At 65.2% G+C, this 17,924-nt stretch carries 23 protein-coding genes; 17 read left to right on the forward strand and 6 right to left on the reverse strand.

All coding sequences use genetic code 11. From position 1 onward, the window contains the following. Positions 1–258: 258 nt before the first annotated feature. The 6 genes from QZV81_RS05115 to QZV81_RS05140 form a co-directional block, all read right to left on the reverse strand. Positions 259–1,512, reverse strand: a complete 1,254-nt coding sequence (locus QZV81_RS05115; protein WP_292833533.1) for an amidohydrolase family protein — start codon at positions 1,510–1,512, stop codon at positions 259–261. Then, complete coding sequence (locus QZV81_RS05120) at positions 1,509–2,759, reverse strand: amidohydrolase family protein (protein ID WP_292833536.1); 1,251 nt, start codon at positions 2,757–2,759, stop codon at positions 1,509–1,511. The genes QZV81_RS05115 and QZV81_RS05120 overlap by 4 nt, the downstream gene beginning before the upstream one ends. After that, positions 2,756–4,375 carry an ABC transporter ATP-binding protein gene (locus tag QZV81_RS05125; RefSeq protein WP_292833539.1) on the reverse strand — a complete coding sequence of 540 codons (1,620 nt, stop codon included), beginning with the start codon at positions 4,373–4,375 and terminating at the stop codon, positions 2,756–2,758. The genes QZV81_RS05120 and QZV81_RS05125 overlap by 4 nt, the downstream gene beginning before the upstream one ends. After that, complete coding sequence (locus tag QZV81_RS05130; RefSeq protein ID WP_292833542.1) at positions 4,372–5,277, reverse strand: ABC transporter permease; 906 nt, start codon at positions 5,275–5,277, stop codon at positions 4,372–4,374. Before QZV81_RS05130 ends, QZV81_RS05125 begins: the two co-directional genes overlap by 4 nt. Before the next feature lies 1 nt (position 5,278). Then, positions 5,279–6,259, reverse strand: a complete 981-nt coding sequence (locus QZV81_RS05135; RefSeq protein ID WP_292833545.1) for an ABC transporter permease — start codon at positions 6,257–6,259, stop codon at positions 5,279–5,281. A gap of 75 nt (positions 6,260–6,334) precedes the next feature. Continuing rightward, positions 6,335–7,960: an ABC transporter substrate-binding protein gene (locus QZV81_RS05140; RefSeq protein ID WP_292833547.1), complete on the reverse strand. Its 1,626-nt coding sequence runs from the start codon at positions 7,958–7,960 to the stop codon at positions 6,335–6,337. Between the two features lie 361 nt (positions 7,961–8,321). Here QZV81_RS05140 and QZV81_RS05145 point away from each other — a divergent pair, with 361 nt between their 5' ends. The 17 genes from QZV81_RS05145 to rpsH all read left to right on the forward strand — a co-directional run bounded on the left by QZV81_RS05145 (position 8,322) and on the right by rpsH (position 17,924). Continuing rightward, a complete protein-coding gene (locus QZV81_RS05145) occupies positions 8,322–9,074 on the forward strand; it encodes a PAS domain-containing protein (protein WP_292833549.1) in 753 nt (250 codons plus the stop codon). A gap of 26 nt (positions 9,075–9,100) precedes the next feature. Beyond that, positions 9,101–10,294 (forward strand): aminotransferase class I/II-fold pyridoxal phosphate-dependent enzyme, encoded by a 1,194-nt coding sequence (locus tag QZV81_RS05150; RefSeq protein ID WP_292833551.1) that lies wholly within the window; start codon positions 9,101–9,103, stop codon positions 10,292–10,294. Positions 10,295–10,631: 337 nt separating this feature from the next. After that, on the forward strand, positions 10,632–10,940 hold the full coding sequence (gene rpsJ, locus QZV81_RS05155) for a 30S ribosomal protein S10 (protein ID WP_005050520.1): 309 nt from the start codon (positions 10,632–10,634) through the stop codon (positions 10,938–10,940). 8 nt (positions 10,941–10,948) lie between these two features. Next, positions 10,949–11,608, forward strand: a complete 660-nt coding sequence (gene rplC / locus QZV81_RS05160; RefSeq protein WP_292833790.1) for a 50S ribosomal protein L3 — start codon at positions 10,949–10,951, stop codon at positions 11,606–11,608. 2 nt (positions 11,609–11,610) lie between these two features. Then, complete coding sequence (rplD, locus tag QZV81_RS05165) at positions 11,611–12,273, forward strand: 50S ribosomal protein L4 (RefSeq protein WP_292833793.1); 663 nt, start codon at positions 11,611–11,613, stop codon at positions 12,271–12,273. Beyond that, positions 12,270–12,617: a 50S ribosomal protein L23 gene (gene rplW, locus QZV81_RS05170; protein WP_292833796.1), complete on the forward strand. Its 348-nt coding sequence runs from the start codon at positions 12,270–12,272 to the stop codon at positions 12,615–12,617. Before rplD ends, rplW begins: the two co-directional genes overlap by 4 nt. A gap of 24 nt (positions 12,618–12,641) precedes the next feature. Next, entirely contained in the window at positions 12,642–13,481 is an 840-nt protein-coding gene (gene rplB / locus QZV81_RS05175; RefSeq protein ID WP_292833799.1) for a 50S ribosomal protein L2, read from the forward strand. Positions 13,482–13,493: 12 nt separating this feature from the next. Then, the gene (rpsS, locus tag QZV81_RS05180) at positions 13,494–13,775 is read left to right on the forward strand and encodes a 30S ribosomal protein S19 (protein WP_017201589.1); all 282 of its coding nucleotides are present in this window, start codon (positions 13,494–13,496) and stop codon (positions 13,773–13,775) included. Between the two features lie 36 nt (positions 13,776–13,811). After that, positions 13,812–14,204 (forward strand): 50S ribosomal protein L22, encoded by a 393-nt coding sequence (gene rplV / locus QZV81_RS05185; RefSeq protein ID WP_292833802.1) that lies wholly within the window; start codon positions 13,812–13,814, stop codon positions 14,202–14,204. After that, positions 14,204–14,965 (forward strand): 30S ribosomal protein S3, encoded by a 762-nt coding sequence (gene rpsC, locus QZV81_RS05190; protein WP_292833805.1) that lies wholly within the window; start codon positions 14,204–14,206, stop codon positions 14,963–14,965. The genes rplV and rpsC overlap by 1 nt, the downstream gene beginning before the upstream one ends. Further along, positions 14,965–15,384 (forward strand): 50S ribosomal protein L16, encoded by a 420-nt coding sequence (gene rplP, locus QZV81_RS05195; protein WP_018171451.1) that lies wholly within the window; start codon positions 14,965–14,967, stop codon positions 15,382–15,384. Before rpsC ends, rplP begins: the two co-directional genes overlap by 1 nt. After that, positions 15,384–15,698, forward strand: coding sequence for a 50S ribosomal protein L29 (rpmC, locus tag QZV81_RS05200; RefSeq protein ID WP_292833811.1), 315 nt, complete (start codon positions 15,384–15,386; stop codon positions 15,696–15,698). Before rplP ends, rpmC begins: the two co-directional genes overlap by 1 nt. Then, positions 15,698–16,081: a 30S ribosomal protein S17 gene (gene rpsQ, locus QZV81_RS05205; protein WP_292833814.1), complete on the forward strand. Its 384-nt coding sequence runs from the start codon at positions 15,698–15,700 to the stop codon at positions 16,079–16,081. Before rpmC ends, rpsQ begins: the two co-directional genes overlap by 1 nt. Positions 16,082–16,115: 34 nt before the next feature. Beyond that, a complete protein-coding gene (gene rplN, locus QZV81_RS05210; RefSeq protein ID WP_292833817.1) occupies positions 16,116–16,484 on the forward strand; it encodes a 50S ribosomal protein L14 in 369 nt (122 codons plus the stop codon). A gap of 4 nt (positions 16,485–16,488) precedes the next feature. Continuing rightward, entirely contained in the window at positions 16,489–16,848 is a 360-nt protein-coding gene (rplX, locus tag QZV81_RS05215; protein ID WP_292833820.1) for a 50S ribosomal protein L24, read from the forward strand. Continuing rightward, positions 16,848–17,459 (forward strand): 50S ribosomal protein L5, encoded by a 612-nt coding sequence (gene rplE / locus QZV81_RS05220; protein WP_292833823.1) that lies wholly within the window; start codon positions 16,848–16,850, stop codon positions 17,457–17,459. The genes rplX and rplE overlap by 1 nt, the downstream gene beginning before the upstream one ends. A gap of 66 nt (positions 17,460–17,525) precedes the next feature. After that, the gene (gene rpsH / locus QZV81_RS05225; protein WP_292833826.1) at positions 17,526–17,924 is read left to right on the forward strand and encodes a 30S ribosomal protein S8; all 399 of its coding nucleotides are present in this window, start codon (positions 17,526–17,528) and stop codon (positions 17,922–17,924) included.

Consider the following 17,924-nt stretch of genomic DNA (forward strand, 5'->3'; position numbering starts at 1 on the left):
AGGTCGCACAGCTCGCTCAGGTCCGCGCGCTGGCAGATCGGGTCGCGGTCGTCCCCCTGCTGCCGGAAGAGCCGACCGGCCCCGCGCGGCTATCCGCCTTGACCCGCGGCATCCCTCAGCCCGCATAGGGCGGCGCAGGTCTCGATCGCGGCGGTGGTATCGGGTAGGCGGTGCGAACGCACCGAACGGCTCAAGACGGGCGCGCCGATCCCGGAAGCGCTCCGTCGTGTGCAGCTCTTCTCTCGTCGATCACATCGATCAATGCTCGTGACCGAGTGAGCCCGGACCGGCTGACGCATTCGTCGCCAGCGACTCGAGCTCGGGGTACGGGTCCGGAACAAATCGCGTACCGGAGGCCACGACGAGGAAAGGACGACGCAGGCATGTCAAATCGGCAGCAGGGTCACCCGTGACGCCGATGAAGTCGGCAAAGGCGCCGGGCCGGAGCGCGCCGATCTGACCCGCGAGTCCGAAGGATTCGGCGGACACGACGGTGGCTGCGTGAAGTACGTCTTCCACTGGCATGCCTAGGGCAGCCAGGGCCTCGAGCCCCGCCGCATATGCGAAGTGGGGAGCAAGATCGATACCCGCATCCGTGCCGGTGACAATGCGAACTCCCCGCGCGCGCAGTTCCTGCACGATCATTGCGACGTGATCGACGAAGCCCCCCGCTCCGGCCTTGAGCATCTGCCAGGCCCGCACGTTCAGTGTCAAAGACACGTAGACGCCGCGGGCGGCGATCTCATCGGCGAGGGCCGCATCGAATCCCATCGAGCCGTCGGATGCGACGAATGTGCAGTGTTCGAGTGCATCGATGCCTCCACGTACGGCATTCCGGATGCCTTCGATGCCGTGGGCATGCGCGACCGCCCTTTTCCCCAACCGGTGCGCATCGCTCACCGCGAGTGCCAGCTCCTCCTCGGAGTATTGTGCGAACCACGGGGCGCTGCCCTTGGTCATGAAGCCGCCGGTCGACATGATCTTGATCGAGTCGGCGCCGTGCTCGTGGTGCCTCCGCACCGCCTTACGCAATTCGTATGCGCCGTCCGCCTCGCCGCCCATGAACCAGCAGTGACCTCCGGTCGGGGTGAGCGGCGCGCCCGAGGCGATCAGGCGCGGGCCACGCGCATCACCGCGCAGTATCGCATCGCGGACCACGACGTCGAGGTAGCTGCGCGCACCGAGATCTCGCGCCGTCGTCACCCCGGCGCTCAGCAGCTCGCGCGCACTGCGAAGCATGAGAACCAACTGGTCCGAATCGGTCTCTGACATCATCCGCTGGACGGGGTTCGGCCCGCCGTCGAAGCCGAGGTGTACATGCGTGTCGACCAGACCGGGCATGAGAGTGCCGTCGAAGCGCGTGGGCGCAATGTCCTTGAAAGTTGCAGGGAGATCCGCGGTTGGCCCGACCCACTCGATGAGCCCTTCGTCGTTGACCACGACACTGCCATCCCCGATCGTGCCAGTATCCGTATGGGTCCGTACCCGATCGGCGGAGTAGATCGTCGTCATGGCATCGTTCCTTCAAGCTTCGAGAGCATCAGTTCGGTATATGCACGATCGGGGGCGGCGACATCCACCGGATCAGGGATGAATGCGCTACCCCGCGCCATCACGAACCTCAGGTCTCGCAGCGCGGAGATATCGGTCAGGGGATCACCGCTGACCGCGATGAGATCAGCGGATGCTCCCGCAGCCAACTCCCCGGCGACGCCTTCCAGCCCAAGCGCGGCTGCGGCGCGCGAGGTGGCTCCGACGAGTACTTGCTCCTCCGGGATGCCGAGAAGCACCGAAGTCTCGAGGCCGCCGGCGAAGTTGCCATGTGGAACTCCGTCGATTCCGGAGTCGTTGCCGGCGATCAGTTTGACCCCTCGCTCGTACATGAGCTTCACGGGCGGTCGGAAGTCCGGGTTGTGGCGCATCATCGCCGGCAGGTTCCACGTCGTCGTGGCGCAGACGAAGATGCCGCGCGCGACGATCTCGTCGATGACCGCAAGATCCGGGGCGACGACCGCGCCATCCGCGATGAACGTGCAGTGTTCGATCGTATCGACGCCGGCGGCCACAGCGCGCTGGATGCCTTCCACCCCGTGCGCGTGCGCGGCGACTTTCTTCCCCAGGCGGTGGGCCTCCTCGACGATCGCCGAGATCTCTTCGACGGAGAACTGCGCGAACCACGGCGCGCTCTTGGCCGTCATGAACCCGCCGGTGGCGTTGACCTTGATGAGATCGACGCCATCCTTGTGGTGTGAGCGAACCAGCTTGCGCAGCTCATCGGGAGAGTCGGCGCGGGCGTGGTTCTGCCAGGTGTGTCCGCCGGTCGTGGTGAGCTGAGCGCCCGCGACGAGGATGCGCGGTCCTCGCACGAGGCCTTCTTCGACGGCATCGCGCACCTCGATACTCAAGTTGTCCCGCGCTCCGAGGTCTCGCGCGGTCGTGACGCCGACGCTGAGCAGCTCGCGCGCGGACGCAATCATGACCGCGACGAGGTTCGGAGCCGACCGAGCGAAAGATCGAGCTTTGGTGCCGTCCCGTCCGTCATACGACAGATGCGCATGCGATTCGATCAGCCCGGGCAGGATGGTGGCTCCCGGGAAATGGCGTGCCGGGGTGGCGGTGTACTCGGCGGGCAAGTCGACCGCGGCCCCGACCCATGCGATCTCTCCCTCAGACACGACGACCGCTCCGTCGACGATTGTCGACCCCGGCATACCGCGCCAGACTGCGTCGGCAGTGTAGACGTGTGCGTCCTGTCTCATGCGACCAGATCCCTTCCAGGAATCGCCGCGAGCAACTCGCGGGTGTAATCGTCAGCGGGCGTGGTGAATACCTGCTCGACGTCGCCGACCTCACGGACGACGCCGAACTTCATCACCGCCACGCGATGCGAGAGTTGCCGTACGACGGCGAGGTCGTGCGAGATGAACAGAATCGTCACTCCCAGGTCGTGCTGCAGCTCGGTGAGCAACTGCAGCACTTGGGCCTGCACCGAGACATCGAGGGCGCTGGTGGGCTCGTCGCACACCAGCAGGTCGGGCGAGAGGGCCAGTGCACGGGCGATGGCCACCCGCTGGCGCATACCACCCGAGAGCTCTTCGGCCCGCTTCCGTGCCGTCTCCGCGGGAAGCGAGACTCGATCAAGCAGCTCGAGTACGCGCGCCCGCTGTTCGCGCTTCGACCCGACGCGGAACGCCCTCAGAGGTTCCTCGATGATTGCGGACACGGTGTAGCGGGGGTCAAGAGATGCATAGGGGTTCTGGTACACGACCTGCATGCGCCGTCGCAGTGCACGGAGCCCGGCAGGTCTCAGCGTCGACATCGGGGTGCCGTCGATGAATACCTCACCCGAGGTCTGCCTCTCGAGTTGCAGCACGATGCGCGCCAGCGTCGATTTGCCCGAACCGGACTCGCCGACAAGGCCGAGCGTCTCCCCGCGCCGAATGTCCAAGGTCACGTCGTCGACCGCAGTCAGCGCTCCACCACCGGGAAGCGGGAACTGCTTCGTCACGCGTTCCAGGCGGACGACGCGATTGTCCGCGGCCCCGGCCGTGCGCAGCGTTGGTGCTTCGCGCACGGATGGGGTCGCGAGGCTCGGCGCAGCCGCCAGCAGCTTCTGGGTGTATGGATGCTGGGGATTCGCCATGATTTCGGTGGACGGCCCCTCCTCGACGATCTCCCCCTTGCACATCACGATGACGCGCTGTGCTCTGTCTGCGGCGACGGCGAGGTTGTGGGTGATGAGCAGCATGGCCGTGCTGTGCACCGCGATCATCTCGTCGATGTGATCAAGGATCTGCCGCTGCACCGTCACGTCCAGCGCGCTCGTGGGTTCGTCGGCGATCACGAAGCGAGGTGTGCAGGCGAGTGCCATTCCGATGAGCACGCGCTGCCGCATGCCTCCGGACAGCTGGTGGGGATACTGCTGGGCGCGCTGCTCGGGATCGCTCAGCCCTGCTTCCTGGAGGATGCGTACCGCTTCGCGCGCGGCGGCCGCCTTCGGCAGCCCCCGGTGTATCCGAAGCGGCTCCGCGACTTGGGGGCCGATCTTCGTCACGGGGTTGAGCGAGACCGTCGGGTCCTGCGGGACGAGCCCGATGGCATCTCCGCGCAGCCCGCGCCAGGCCCGGTCGCCGAAGCGGGAGACATCCATGTCGTCGAACGTCACAGTGCCGGCCGTGATGGATCCGTTGTGCGCGAGCATGCCGATGAGCGCCTGGGCGACGGTGGTCTTGCCCGACCCGGACTCCCCGACGATGGCGACGACCTCGCCGGGGGCGATGTCGAACGAGACACCGTGCACAGCCTCTCGCGTGATACCGCGCGAGGTGTACGAGATCCGAAGCCCCCGTACGCTGACCAGCGGTTGCGTGGTCACTGGCGGCCGCCCTTCTCCAGGGCTCGTGCCACCCGGTTCGTCGCGAGCACGAGCAGGGTGATGATGAGGCCCGGGAAGGTGACCAACCACCAGGCAGTGGCGATGAAGTCCCGCCCTTCGGAGACGAGACGCCCCCACTCGGGTGTGGGGGCGGGCGCGCCGTAGCCGAGGAAGCTCAGCGCAGACACCGCCAGCACCGCGGTCCCGAACTCCAGCGCGGCGACGGCGACCACGGATCCTGCCGAGTTCGGCAGCACGTGCCGGAACAGGATCGTCCACCATCGGCAACCGGCCGCTTTCGCCGCCTCGACATAGAGCGATGTGCGCACCCTCAAGACGTCCGCGCGCATGAGTCGCGCGAAGTTGGCGACGCTCGCCAGCCCCACGGCGATCGCGACGTTCACGAGGCCGTATCCCAGGATCGTGATGAGCGCCATCGAGAGCAGCAGAGCAGGGATGGCGAGGACGACGTCGACGACCCGCATGAGCACGTCGTCGACCCAGCCACCGAAGAAACCGGCCGCGAGACCGAGGAGCGATCCCACGATGAGAGCGACGCCGACTGCGATGAGGATCGCCTGGATGGAGTAGACGGCCCCGTTCACGACGCGTGAATACATGTCACGCCCAAGCGGGTCCGTTCCGAAGGGGTGCGCGGCCGACGGGGGTAGGAGGCGATCGGAGACAGCCCCGGTCAGCGGATTCACGGAGGTGAACATCTGGGGAAGGACCACCCAGGCGCTGACGATGAGCAGAAAGGCGATGGCGACAAGAAGTCCGGGCTGGTGACCCGCCCAGGCGAGCGCGCGCCGGGATGCGGAGGGGTCTTTGGGCTTGGCTTCGCGCTCGACCACGGGACTGCGCAAAGCGATCGGGTCCGGGCCGATCAGAGTGCTGGTCATGTCAGGCCGCCTTGGTGTGGAGCTTGCGGGTCGGATGGAGGTTCTGCCGGATGCGCGGGTCGAGCAGGGGATAGAGCAGGTCAACGACCAGGGTTGCGATTACGAAGACGATGGCGGAGAACACCACAACGCCCATCACCACGGGGATGTCCTGCGCGTTGACCGCATCGACCGTCATGCGCCCGAAGCCCTGCCTGCCGAAAACGGTCTCGATGACGACCGCTCCGCTGAGCAACGCGCCGAAGATCATGCCGACGATTGTCAGCACCGGCAGCAAGGCGTTGCGTACGGCATGTCGCAGCATTGCGCGCAGGCGTGAGGCCCCTTTCGCGCGGGCGGTGTCGATGAACGGCTCCATCATCACTGTGCGCAGGCTCTTGCCGAAGACTTGAGCGATCATCGCCGACACCGGGATCGCCAACGCAACCGCGGGGAGAATCGTCGAGGGGAATCCGTCATTGCCGAAAGCAGGTAACAGTCGAAGAGCGAACGAGAACAGTTGGATCAGCAGCAGCGCCGACCAGAACGTCGGGACGCTCGCTCCGACGGAGGGCAGTGAGTAGAGGAACTGGCGCAACGGACCGAAACGCGAGTACGTCGCGCAGAAGCCGAGGAGTACCCCGGCGACGACGGCGATACCGAGACCCAGCAGAGCGATCGCGACGGTCGACGGCAATGCTTCTCCGAGCATCTGCGTCACCGGCAGGCCGGTCTGGTAGGACGTTCCCCAGTCGCCCATCGTGGTCTCGAAGAGCCGAGTGAAGTACTGCACCAGGACGGGCTGGTCGAGTCCCATCTCGGCACGCAGTGCCGCGAGCTGCTGGACGCTTGCCGCCGATCCTGCCTCGCCTTGCAGGCCGCCGCTCGCAATCAGCTCGGCCGGATCTGACGGCATCAGATACAGAATGATGAAGGCGAGCGTGAATGCTGCCCAGACCACAACGAGCGCCTGACCGACTCGCCCGGCAAGGTATCTGATCACGGGGTCCTCCTCTCGTGTGCTGCCGGCGGGTGAGGAATGCGGGGCGACGGAGGTATCCGGCCGCCCCGCACTCCCTCAGGGGGTGATCCACGTGTCGTAGAGGTTGAGGCGGGTCGACGCGTCGAATTGGAAGTCGTTGACACCGTCGCGCACTCCGTAGGCCGCGGCGAGAGCGTGTAGCGGAACGACGTAGGCGTTCTCGAGCACGCGCTGCTGGACTTCTCCTGCGACCTCGGCCCGTGCGTCGGGATCAGGCTCGGCCGCCTGGGCCTCGAGCATTGCCTGCAGTTCGTCGTCCGCCAAGCCATACCAGTTCGCGCCCGTGTTGGTCAGCACCGATCGCAGCACGTCGATGTCGGCGCGGGTCAGGTTCCCCACCGTCGCGTCGAACGCGCCGTCTTGCAGCGCGGTGAGGAAGTCCGCGGTGGCGACCTGTGAAATGTTCAGCCGGATGCCGATCTCGGCATACTGCTGCTGGAGCAGCTCGACCACCGGTCCATCGAAGAAGTAGGGGAAGTCGAATTCGAGCGCGACGCCATCCTTCTCGCGGATCCCGTCGCTGCCCTCGACCCAGCCGGCGTTCTCGAGCAGCGCGGCTGCACCGTCGGGGTCGTATGTCAGGTAGTCGGTGAAGTCCGCCGACCCGGGAGTGGTGTCCGTGAGCACACCTCGTGTCGCAGCTCCTGTCGGGCCGAGAACGGTGAGGATGTCGTCGCGGTTGACGCCGATCATCATCGCCTGGCGCACTGAGGGGTCGGAGGCGAGGGCGCCAGTCAGGTTGAACATGACCGAGACGGCGAAGCCGGGGTTGGCGCGCGTCACGAGGCTGAAGCCGTTACCGGAGACGGATGCTTCATCCTGCTGCTGCACATTGTCCATGGCGTCGATCTGACCGGAGAGCAGTGCGCCGGTCCGTACTCCGTTCTCCGGCAGCACCTGGAAGGTGATCGTGTCGAGGTACGCGTCGCCGGAGTGTGCGGCCGCGCCGGGCGCCCAGTCGTACCCCGCACGCTTCTCGAGGACGGTCGAGTCATTGGCGGTGTAGCTCCTCAGCACGAACGGGCCGGTGCCGACGATGCCGGCGGCGCACCGCTCCTCAGCCGTCATCTTGGCCGTCGCGGTCGAGACCATGCCCAAAGCGATGTTCGCCGTCGCCTCGAGGAACTGGGCATTGGGTTGCGCGAAGGAGATCTCGACGGTCTTGTCATCGATCACGGTCGCTGCGTCCAGGCCGGCGAGGTAAGGGCCCGCGACGGGTGCCTGGGCGCCCAGCGCGACGATGCCGTCGATGTTCTCCTTGACCACCTGGGCGGTGAATTCGGTCCCGTCACTGAAGGTGACGCCGTCGCGCAGGGTGAAGGTGAACACGGTGCTGTCGTCGTTGATATCCCACGACTCGGCCAGCCATGGACCGATCTCACCGGTGTCGGGGTCCTGCTCCGTGAGCGAGTCGGTCAGCTGACGCGTGATGCTCAGCGAGGCGTTCGTGCCGATCTGCTGGTTGTCGATGCACGTCGGGTCGAGATAGGTGCCGATTGTGAGATCGCCGCCGGCAGTCGGGTCACCGACAGCCGCTTGCGTGTCGCCCGTCGCGTCACCGGCGCAACCGGCAAGTGCGAGCGTGGCCGCCAGTGCCGCTCCTGCGACAGTTGTGAGTCTGTGTGGCCAGATACCTCGGCGTGACGCGGGGCTGTGCTTCATGACTACTCCTCCGGGTGCGGGATGAGCCAGAGCGACACGGCACGATGCAGGATGCGATCATGTCGGGGGCCGCTCGCCTCAACAGTGTGTTTAAGCTAACTCGGGAAAGCTTCAACAAACTCACTAAGCATGATCTTTTACAAGCCGGTTACAAGTCAGCAACACGTTGTGGATGCGACCGGCAGCCCTCGTATGAGTCGCGAGGGGCTCGGGTTTATCTCTTGAACGGGGGTTTTGTGCCCTGGGCGCCGCTCTGGCGGCTCTGTTCGGGCGAGCCTTGGTGGTGGCGGAGTGGCGAAAATATGCAACAGTGTGTTGAGATACATCGATACCCATCATCCTCAATTCCTGGAGAGACGCCATGAATACCTCCGCCAGCGCGCTCGACGGCGAGCTCGCCGATGCCCGAGCTCCGAGACGCACTCTCGATGGCGAGCGACTGATCACAGTCTTTTCACGCCTCGTCGAGCCGATCGGCCGTGCCCTGCCGACCTCGAGCGAAGTGGTTCTGCACGACCTGAGCCTTCTTCCCAACTCGATCGTTGCGGTCTTCGGAGATGTGACTGGAAGACGCGCGGGGGACCCGGCGACAGATCTGTTGCTCGAGCAGGCGGTGACCGGCTTCGCGGAGCACGACTTGGGTTATGAAACCGTCCTTTCCGACGGACGACGCATGCGCTCTTCGACGATGATCATCCGCGACGTCGCCGGCAATCCGGTCGCGGCGCTGTGCATCAATACCGATGTCTCCGCATGGATGGCGATCAAGCAGATCGCGGACGTGATGGTCTCGGTTGCGGGTGTGAAGGAAGGCGACCGTCCTATCGCTCTTCCTCCGACAACCGAGCCGAAGGAGATGTTCGTCCGTGATGTCGACGAGCTCGCCTCCTACCTCATCTATCAAACGATCACCGGGGTGGGTATCCCTGTTTCGCAGATGAAGAAGGAGCACAAGCTGCAGGTGGTCGCAAAACTCAAGGCGCGCGGACTTTTTCTCCTTCGGGAGGCCGTCGAGATGATCGCGGAGTCGCTCGAAGTGAGCCGGTTCACGATCTACAACTACCTCAACGAGCTCGCAGGCTCCGACGAGAGTGACAAATCTCCCGAGAAATGACGCTTCACCGACGAGAGGAAACAGCAGTGTCCCAGACCGACTTCGATGCCATCACCGAGTCCGACCTTCGTGGGGCGGGCAGCGTCAAGTGGACGATGTTCCCCGACATGATCGGCGCGTTCGTCGCCGAGATGGACTTCGGCCTGGCTCCGGCGATCAGCAGCGCCATCAAGTCCGCTGTCGACCGGGGAGTCACCGGGTACTTGCCCGCGCAGCTAGCATCCGACATGGCCTCGGCGACGGCGACCTGGTATGCGGACACTTACGGATGGCAGGTCCCTGCGGACCGCGTCCATCAGATGCCCGATGTCATCGCCGCATTCGAACTCACGATCGAGCGATTCACCGCGCCGGGCAGTGCCGTCATCGTTCCGACGCCGGCATACATGCCCTTCCTCATGGTTCCACCGATGCTCGGGCGCACCGTGATCGAAGTGCCCAGCTTCGAGGTTGACGGCCGCATGACGATGGACCTCGCGGGCATCGCGCGCGCCTTCGACGACGGGGCCGGGCTCATGGTGCTGTGCAACCCGCACAACCCGTTGGGCACGGTGTTCACGAAGGGGGAGCTGCTGGCACTGTCCGAGGTCGTCGCACAGAAGGGCGGGCGCGTCTTTTCGGATGAGATCCACGCGCCCCTCGTGTACAGCCCGGCCATGCATGTGCCGTATGCGTCGGTGTCGGATGCCGCAGCGTCGCACACCCTGACGGCAGCGTCCGCGTCGAAGGCGTGGAATCTCGCCGGCCTGAAGTGCGCCCAAGTGATCCTCTCGAACGAGGCAGATGCCGCGGCGTGGGAGTCGTTCGGATCCTGGGCCGGTCACGGCACGGCCACGCTCGGCGTGTTGGCCAACACGGCTGCCTACTCGGCCGGCGGCCAATGGCTGGACAACGTCGTCGACTACCTCGACGACAACCGCAGGCTGCTTGCGGAGCTCGTGTCCGAGCATCTCCCGCTCGCGAGCATGACCCTCCCGGAGGGCACCTACATTGCCCTGATCGACTTCCGCAAGTACGGAATCGAAGGCGATCTCGGCGAATGGTTCCGCGAGCACGCCCGCGTTGCCATGACGGACGGCGCCGCATGCGGCGAAGCGGGCATCGGTCATACCCGGTTCGTGTTCGCACTGCCTCGTCCGATCATGAGGGCGGCGATCATCAGGATGGGCAAGGCCGTGGCGGAACACGTCAATGAGCGAGAGGCCGCACCTGCTCGCTGAGCGCGACACGCCCGGGTTTGCGACACGCCCGGGAGACACGTAGACTGAACCGGTTCCACATTTCTGCGCTCACGCGCGGGATCGCTGTTTCGGCAGTGCATAGGCGGCGCGACAGCGCCATCTCCTAGGCCGCGGGCAGTCAGAACACAACACTCCGCTCCCACCTGGAAACAGGTTCCGCACGCGTGCGGATGAGCGGGAATGACATCAGAACAGCGGTGCCCCTCGACAGGCTCGCAGACCGATAGGTCTGGGAGCGAGGATCAGTGCCCGGCGCGCAAGCGCCCCGTGCGTCCGATGCCCCTGAGGTACGACGCGAGAAGAGAGAGAGCAGACAATGGCGGGACAGAAGATCCGCATTCGCCTGAAGTCGTATGACCATGAGGTCATCGACACGTCGGCGCGCAAGATCGTCGACACGGTGACCCGCGCAGGCGCCACCGTCGTGGGCCCCGTGCCCCTTCCGACCGAGAAGAACGTCGTGTGCGTCATCCGGTCGCCCCACAAGTACAAGGACAGCCGCGAGCACTTCGAGATGCGCACCCACAAGCGCCTCATCGACATCATCGACCCGACGCCCAAGGCTGTCGACTCGCTGATGCGCCTCGACCTTCCGGCCGACGTCAATATCGAGATCAAGCTCTGAGGCTCGTGATGACTGACATCAACTCCAAGATTTCCAAGGGACTCCTCGGCACCAAGCTGGGCATGACCCAGGTCTGGGACGAGAACGGAAAGCTCGTTCCCGTCACTGTGATCGAGGTTGCCCCGAACGTGGTCACCCAGGTCCGCACTCCCGAGCGCGATGGCTACAACGCGGTCCAGATCGGCTACGGCCAGATCGACCCGCGCAAGGTCAACCAGCCCCTCACGGCCCACTTCGAGGCTGCCGGCGTCACCCCGCGTCGTCACCTGACCGAGGTGCGCACGGCGGATGCCGGTGACTACACGCTGGGCCAGGAGCTCACCGTTGACGGCACATTCGAAGCCGGCCAGCGCGTCGACGTCGTCGGCACCAGCAAGGGCAAGGGCACCGCGGGTGTCATGAAGCGCCACAACTTCAAGGGCGTCTCCTCCTCGCACGGTTCGCACCGCAACCACCGCAAGCCCGGCTCGATCGGCGCATCGTCGACCCCGAGCCGCGTCTTCAAGGGCATGCGCATGGCCGGCCGTATGGGTGGCGAGCGCGTGACCGTCCTCAATCTCACGGTGCACGCCGTCGACGCCGAGAAGGGTCTGCTGCTCGTCAAGGGCGCCGTCCCCGGTGCCCGAGGTCGCATCGTCTACGTCCGTAACGCAGTGAAGGGTGCCTGATCATGGCTGACTCGACTCTCGCGCTCGACGTCCTCATGGCCGACGGTAAGAAGGCTGGCACCGTGCAGCTTCCTGCCGCCGTCTTCGACGTCAAGACGAACATCCCACTCATCCACCAGGTCGTCGTCGCGCAGCTCGCGGCGGCCCGCCAGGGCACTCACTCCACCAAGCGTCGCGGTGAGGTCTCCGGCGCCGGTCGCAAGCCCTTCAAGCAGAAGGGCACGGGTAACGCCCGCCAGGGCTCGATCCGCGCGCCGCACATGACCGGTGGTGGCATCGTCCACGGCCCCAAGCCGCGTGATTACTCGCAGCGAACCCCCAAGAAGATGATCGCCGCCGCCCTGCTGGGCGCGCTCAGCGACCGTGCTCGTGGCGGGCGTCTGCACGTCATCGAGTCGTTCGCCATCGAGGGTGCTCCCTCGACGAAGGCTGCGGCATCCGTGCTTCACGCACTTTCAGCGACCAAGAATGTCATGGTCGTCATCGAGCGTGGCGATGAGATCACGGTCAAGAGCGTGCGCAACCTCGAGTACGTCCACGTGCTGACGTTCGACCAGCTCAACGCCTACGACGTGCTCGTCTCGGACGACATCGTCTTCACCAAGTCCGCCTATGACGCGTTCGTCGCGTCCAAGGCCGGCGCGACCGAGGAGGTCTCGGCATGACCACGGCACACGTCGCTCTGAGCGGCAATCGGCAGGGCGCCGGTTCTCCTCAGCTGAACAAGGACCCGCGCGACATCATCCTGAAGCCGGTCGTCTCGGAGAAGAGCTACGGGCTCATCGACCAGGGCAAGTACACCTTCCTGGTGGACCCGCGCGCTTCGAAGACCGAGATCAAGCTCGCGATCGAGAAGATCTTCGACGTCAAGGTCGCTGCGGTCAACACGCTCAACCGCACGGGTAAGGCCCGTCGCACCCGCTTCGGCACGGGAAAGCGCAAGGACACCAAGCGCGCCATCGTGACGCTGCGGTCGGGCACCATCGACATCTTCACGGCAGTCGGCTGACGGTCGGGATAGAGGACAACCAACATGGCTATTCGCAAGTACAAGCCCACGACCCCCGGTCGTCGCGGTTCGTCGGTGGCGGACTTCGCTGAGATCACCCGATCGACGCCCGAGAAGTCGCTGCTGCGCCCGCTCCCCAAGACCGGTGGCCGCAACAACCAGGGACGCATCACGACGCGTCACATCGGTGGTGGCCACAAGCGCCAGTATCGCGTCATCGATTTCCGTCGAGGCGACAAGGACGGTGTCGACGCCAAGGTCGCTCACATCGAGTACGACCCCAACCGCACGGCACGCATCGCTCTGCTGCACTATGTCGACGGTGAGAAGCGCTACATCCTCGCGCCGAACAAGCTGGCGCAGGGCGACATCGTCGAGTCGGGTGCCTCGGCGGACATCAAGCCGGGCAACAACCTGCCGCTGAAGAACATCCCCACCGGTACGGTGATCCACGCCATCGAGCTCCGCCCCGGCGGCGGCGCGAAGCTGGCCCGCTCGGCGGGCGCCTCGGTGCGTCTGGTCGCGAAGGACGGCATCTACGCTCAGCTGCGTCTCCCCTCGGGCGAGATCCGCAACGTCGACGCGCGCTGCCGCGCCACGATCGGCGAGGTCGGCAACGCCGAGCAGTCGAACATCAACTGGGGCAAGGCCGGTCGCAAGCGCTGGCAGGGCGTCCGCCCGACCGTCCGAGGTGTGGCGATGAACCCCGTCGACCACCCGCACGGTGGTGGTGAGGGTAAGACCTCCGGTGGTCGTCATCCCGTTACTCCCTGGGGCCAGGCTGAGGGTCGCACCCGCCACGCCAACAAGGAGAGCGACAAGTACATCGTCCGCCGTCGCAATGCCGGCAAGAAGCGCAAGTAGGAGTAGAGGAAGATGCCTCGCAGCCTTAAGAAGGGCCCCTTCGTCGATGAGCACTTGCTTCGCAAGGTCGTTGTTCAGAACGAAGCCGGTACCAAGAACGTCATCAAGACCTGGTCACGTCGCTCGATGATCATCCCGGCGATGCTGGGTCACACGATCGCCGTGCACGACGGACGCAAGCACATCCCCGTGTTCGTGTCCGAGACCATGGTCGGTCACAAACTGGGCGAATTCGCGCCCACCCGCACCTTCCGCGGCCACGAGAAGGACGACAAGAAGGGGCGCCGCCGCTAACGCGGTGCGTTCCAGAGAGGACAGAGGAGGAGACAAATGGTGGATTCCATCGCACGCGTCAAGCACATTCGCGTGACCCCTCAGAAGGCTCGTCGTGTCGTCGCGCTCATCAAGGGCAAGCAGGCTCAGGAGGCCCTGGCCATCCTGAAGTTCGCCCCGCAGAGCGCCAGCGAGCCGATCTACAAGCTCGTCGCTTCGGCCATGGCCAACGCCCGCGTGAAGGCCGACAAGGACGGCGAGTTCCTGGATGATCAGGACCTGTACGTCGTGAACGCCTACGTCGACGAGGGCACGACGCTCAAGCGGTTCCGCCCGCGTGCTCAAGGCCGCGCCTTCCAGATCAAGAAGCGCACGAGCCACATCACGGTCGTGCTCGCGACCCCGGAGGTCGCTACCGCGTCCTCGACCGACAAGAAGGCGAGCAAGTAATGGGACAGAAGGTACACCCGTACGGCTTCCGCCTCGGCATCACGACGGACCACGTGTCCCGTTGGTTCTCCGACTCGACCAAGCCGGGACAGCGCTACGCGGACTACGTGGCCGAGGACATCAAGATCCGTAAGCTTCTCCAGACGCAGCTCGACCGCGCAGGCGTGAGCGGCATCGAGATCGAGCGCACGCGTGACCGCGTCCGCGTCGACATCCACACCGCTCGCCCCGGAATCGTGATCGGGCGCCGCGGCGCCGAAGCCGAGCGCATCCGCGCCGACCTCGAGAAGCTCACCGGCAAGCAGATCCAGCTGAACATCCTCGAGGTCAAGAACCCCGAGGCCGATGCCCAGCTGGTCGCACAGGGCATCGCCGAGCAGCTCTCCGCCCGCGTGGCATTCCGCCGCGCGATGCGCAAGGGCCTGCAGGGTGCTCAGCGCGCCGGCGCCAAGGGCGTTCGCATCCAGGTCTCCGGCCGCCTCGGCGGCGCCGAGATGAGCCGTTCGGAGTTCTACCGCGAAGGCCGTGTGCCCCTGCACACCCTGCGCGCGAACATCGACTACGGCTTCTACGAGGCCAAGACCACCTTCGGCCGCATCGGCGTGAAGGTCTGGATCTACAAGGGCGACCTCACCAACAAGGAGCTCGCGCGCGAGCAGGCGAACGCGCCGAAGGCGCCCCGCGGTCGCGATGACCGTGGTGGCGACCGTCGGCGCGGCCCCCGCAGCGACGCCCCCGTCGCAGAAGGAGCACCGGCATAATGCTTATTCCCCGCAAGGTCAAGTACCGCAAGCAGCACCACCCCGGCCGTTCTGGCCAGGCCACCGGTGGCACGAAGGTCTCGTTCGGCGAATTCGGCATCCAGGCGCTCACGCCTGCGTATGTCACCAACCGCCAGATCGAGTCCGCGCGTATCGCGATGACCCGTCACATCAAGCGCGGTGGCAAGGTGTGGATCAACATCTACCCCGACCGTCCGCTGACCAAGAAGCCGGCCGAAACCCGCATGGGTTCCGGTAAGGGTTCGCCCGAGTGGTGGGTTGCCAACGTCAAGCCGGGTCGCGTCCTCTTCGAGGTCGCAGGCGTCAACGAGGAACTCGCTCGTGAGGCACTGACCCGCGCCATCCACAAGCTGCCTCTGAAGGCACGCATCATCAAGCGCGAGGAGGGCGACGCATAATGGCGATCGGCACCAAGCAGCTCGCTCCGAGCGAGCTCGACACGTTCGAAGACCAGCGCCTCGTCGAGGAGCTGCGCAAGGCCAAGGAGGAGCTGTTCAACCTGCGCTTCCAGTCGGCCACCGGCCAGCTCGACAGCCACGGCCGCATCCGTGCGGTCAAGCGCGACATCGCGCGGCTCTATACCGTGATCCGTGAGCGTGAGCTCGGCATCCGTGCCACTCCCGCTCCGGTCGAGGTGTCGGCGAAGGCGAAGAAGACCAGGGCCAAGAAGGCGGATGCCGCCGACGTGGCCGAGAAGGAAGAGGCCGAGTGATGGCTGACGCAACCGAGAAGAAGGCGCCCGTCAAAAGGGCGTCCGCCGCCTCCGAGGCCCCGACCACCGGTGAAACGACCGTCGGCGCCTCGGGTCATGAGCACGGAGCCAACGACGTCCGCGATGTGAGCGCCCGTGGCTACCGCAAGTCGCGTCGCGGCTACGTGATCAGCGACAAGATGGACAAGACGATCGTCGTAGAGGTCGAAGACCGCGTGAAGCACCCGCTTTACGGCAAGGTCATCCGCCGCACGTCGAAGGTCAAGGCGCACGACGAGGCGAACACCGCCGGCATCGGCGATCTGGTCCTCATCAACGAGACCCGTCCGATCAGCGCCACCAAGCGCTGGCGGCTGGTCGAGATCCTCGAGAAGGCCAAGTAAGGCCCCGGCCTTCTTGGAACCCAAGGAGTAACAAGTGATTCAGACAGAGTCTCGTCTCAAGGTCGCCGACAACACCGGCGCCAAGGAGCTGCTCACGATCCGTGTGCTCGGCGGCTCGAACCGCCGGTACGCCGGTGTGGGCGACATCATCGTGGCGACCGTCAAGGACGCGATCCCGGGCGGAAACGTCAAGAAGGGCGATGTGGTCAAGGCCGTCATCGTCCGCACCGTCAAGCAGACCCGTCGCGCAGACGGTTCCTACATCAAGTTCGACGAGAACGCCGCCGTCATCCTGAAGAACGACGGGGAGCCCCGGGGCACCCGCATCTTCGGACCGGTCGGTCGTGAGCTTCGCGACAAGAAGTTCATGAAGATCGTCTCGCTCGCACCGGAGGTGATCTGACCTCATGGCCAAGATCAAGAAGGGTGACCTCGTTCAGGTCATCACAGGCAAGAAGCAGGACAAGGGCGGCGACCGCGGAAAGCAGGGCAAGGTGCTCGACATCCTCGTCGAGCAGAACCGTGTCATCGTCGAGGGTGTCAACTTCGTCACGAAGCACAGCCGTGTCGGCCAGTCCGACCGCGGCAGCAGGACGGGCGGCATCGAGACGATGGAAGCCCCGATCCACATTTCCAATGTCGCCATCGTCGATCCTTCGACCAAGAAGCCGACCCGCGTCGGTCACCGCGTCGAGGAGCAGACGAAGGATGGCGTCAAGCGCAACGTACGCGTGCGCTACGCGAAGAAGAGCGGTAAGGACCTCTGATGAGCACCAACACTGACGCGGCGGCCGCCCCTTCGGCCGGGGGTGCACTCGTGGCAACCCAGCCCCGCCTGAAGCAGAAATACCAGGCCGAGATCAAGAAGGCTCTGCAGGAGGAGTTCGGCTACACGAACGTCATGCAGATCCCCGGGATCGTCAAGGTCATCGTCAACACCGGCGTCGGTGAGGCGGCTCGCGACTCCAAGGTGATCGATGGTGCGGTCGAGGATCTGACCAAGATCACCGGCCAGAAGCCGATCGTGACGAAGGCTCGCAAGTCGATCGCGCAGTTCAAGCTGCGTGAGGGCCAGCCCATCGGCGCGCACGTCACCCTCCGCGGCGACCGCGCCTGGGAGTTCCTCGACCGTTTGGTCAACCTGTCGCTGCCCCGAATCCGTGACTTCCGCGGCCTGTCCCCGAAGCAATTCGACGGCAACGGCAACTACACGTTCGGTCTTCAGGAGCAGTCGGTCTTCCACGAGATCAACCAGGACAAGATCGACCGTGTCCGAGGTTTCGACATCACGGTCGTCACGACGGCGAAGACGGATGACGAAGGTCGTGCGCTGCTGCGTCACATCGGCTTTCCGTTCAAGACGGATGACTCCCAGTAAGACCCCCATTGAAGGTCGGCTGGCGTGTAACGGCATCCGAAACCGCATGAACAAAGGAAACAACAAATGACAATGACAGACCCGGTCGCAGATCTGCTGACCCGTCTGCGCAATGCGAATTCGGCGCATCACGACTCCGTGTCGCTGCCGAGCTCCAAGCTCAAGACCCACATCGCGGCGATCCTCCAGCAGGAGGGCTACATCGCCTCCTGGGAGGTCTCGGACGCACGGGTCGGCCAGACGCTGACCCTCACGCTGAAGTACGGTCCGAACCGCGAGCGGTCGATTGCGGGCATCAAGCGCGTTTCGAAGCCCGGCCTCCGCGTCTACGCGAAGTCCACCGAACTGCCCACGGTCCTCGGCGGTCTGGGTGTCGCGATCCTGTCCACCTCCTCTGGCCTCCTCACGGACCGCCAGGCCGAGCAGAAGGGCGTCGGCGGGGAAGTCCTCGCCTACGTGTGGTGA

The organism is Microbacterium sp., from assembly GCF_011620665.1.
In the GTDB taxonomy this organism is placed as follows: Bacteria; Actinomycetota; Actinomycetes; order Actinomycetales; family Microbacteriaceae; genus Microbacterium.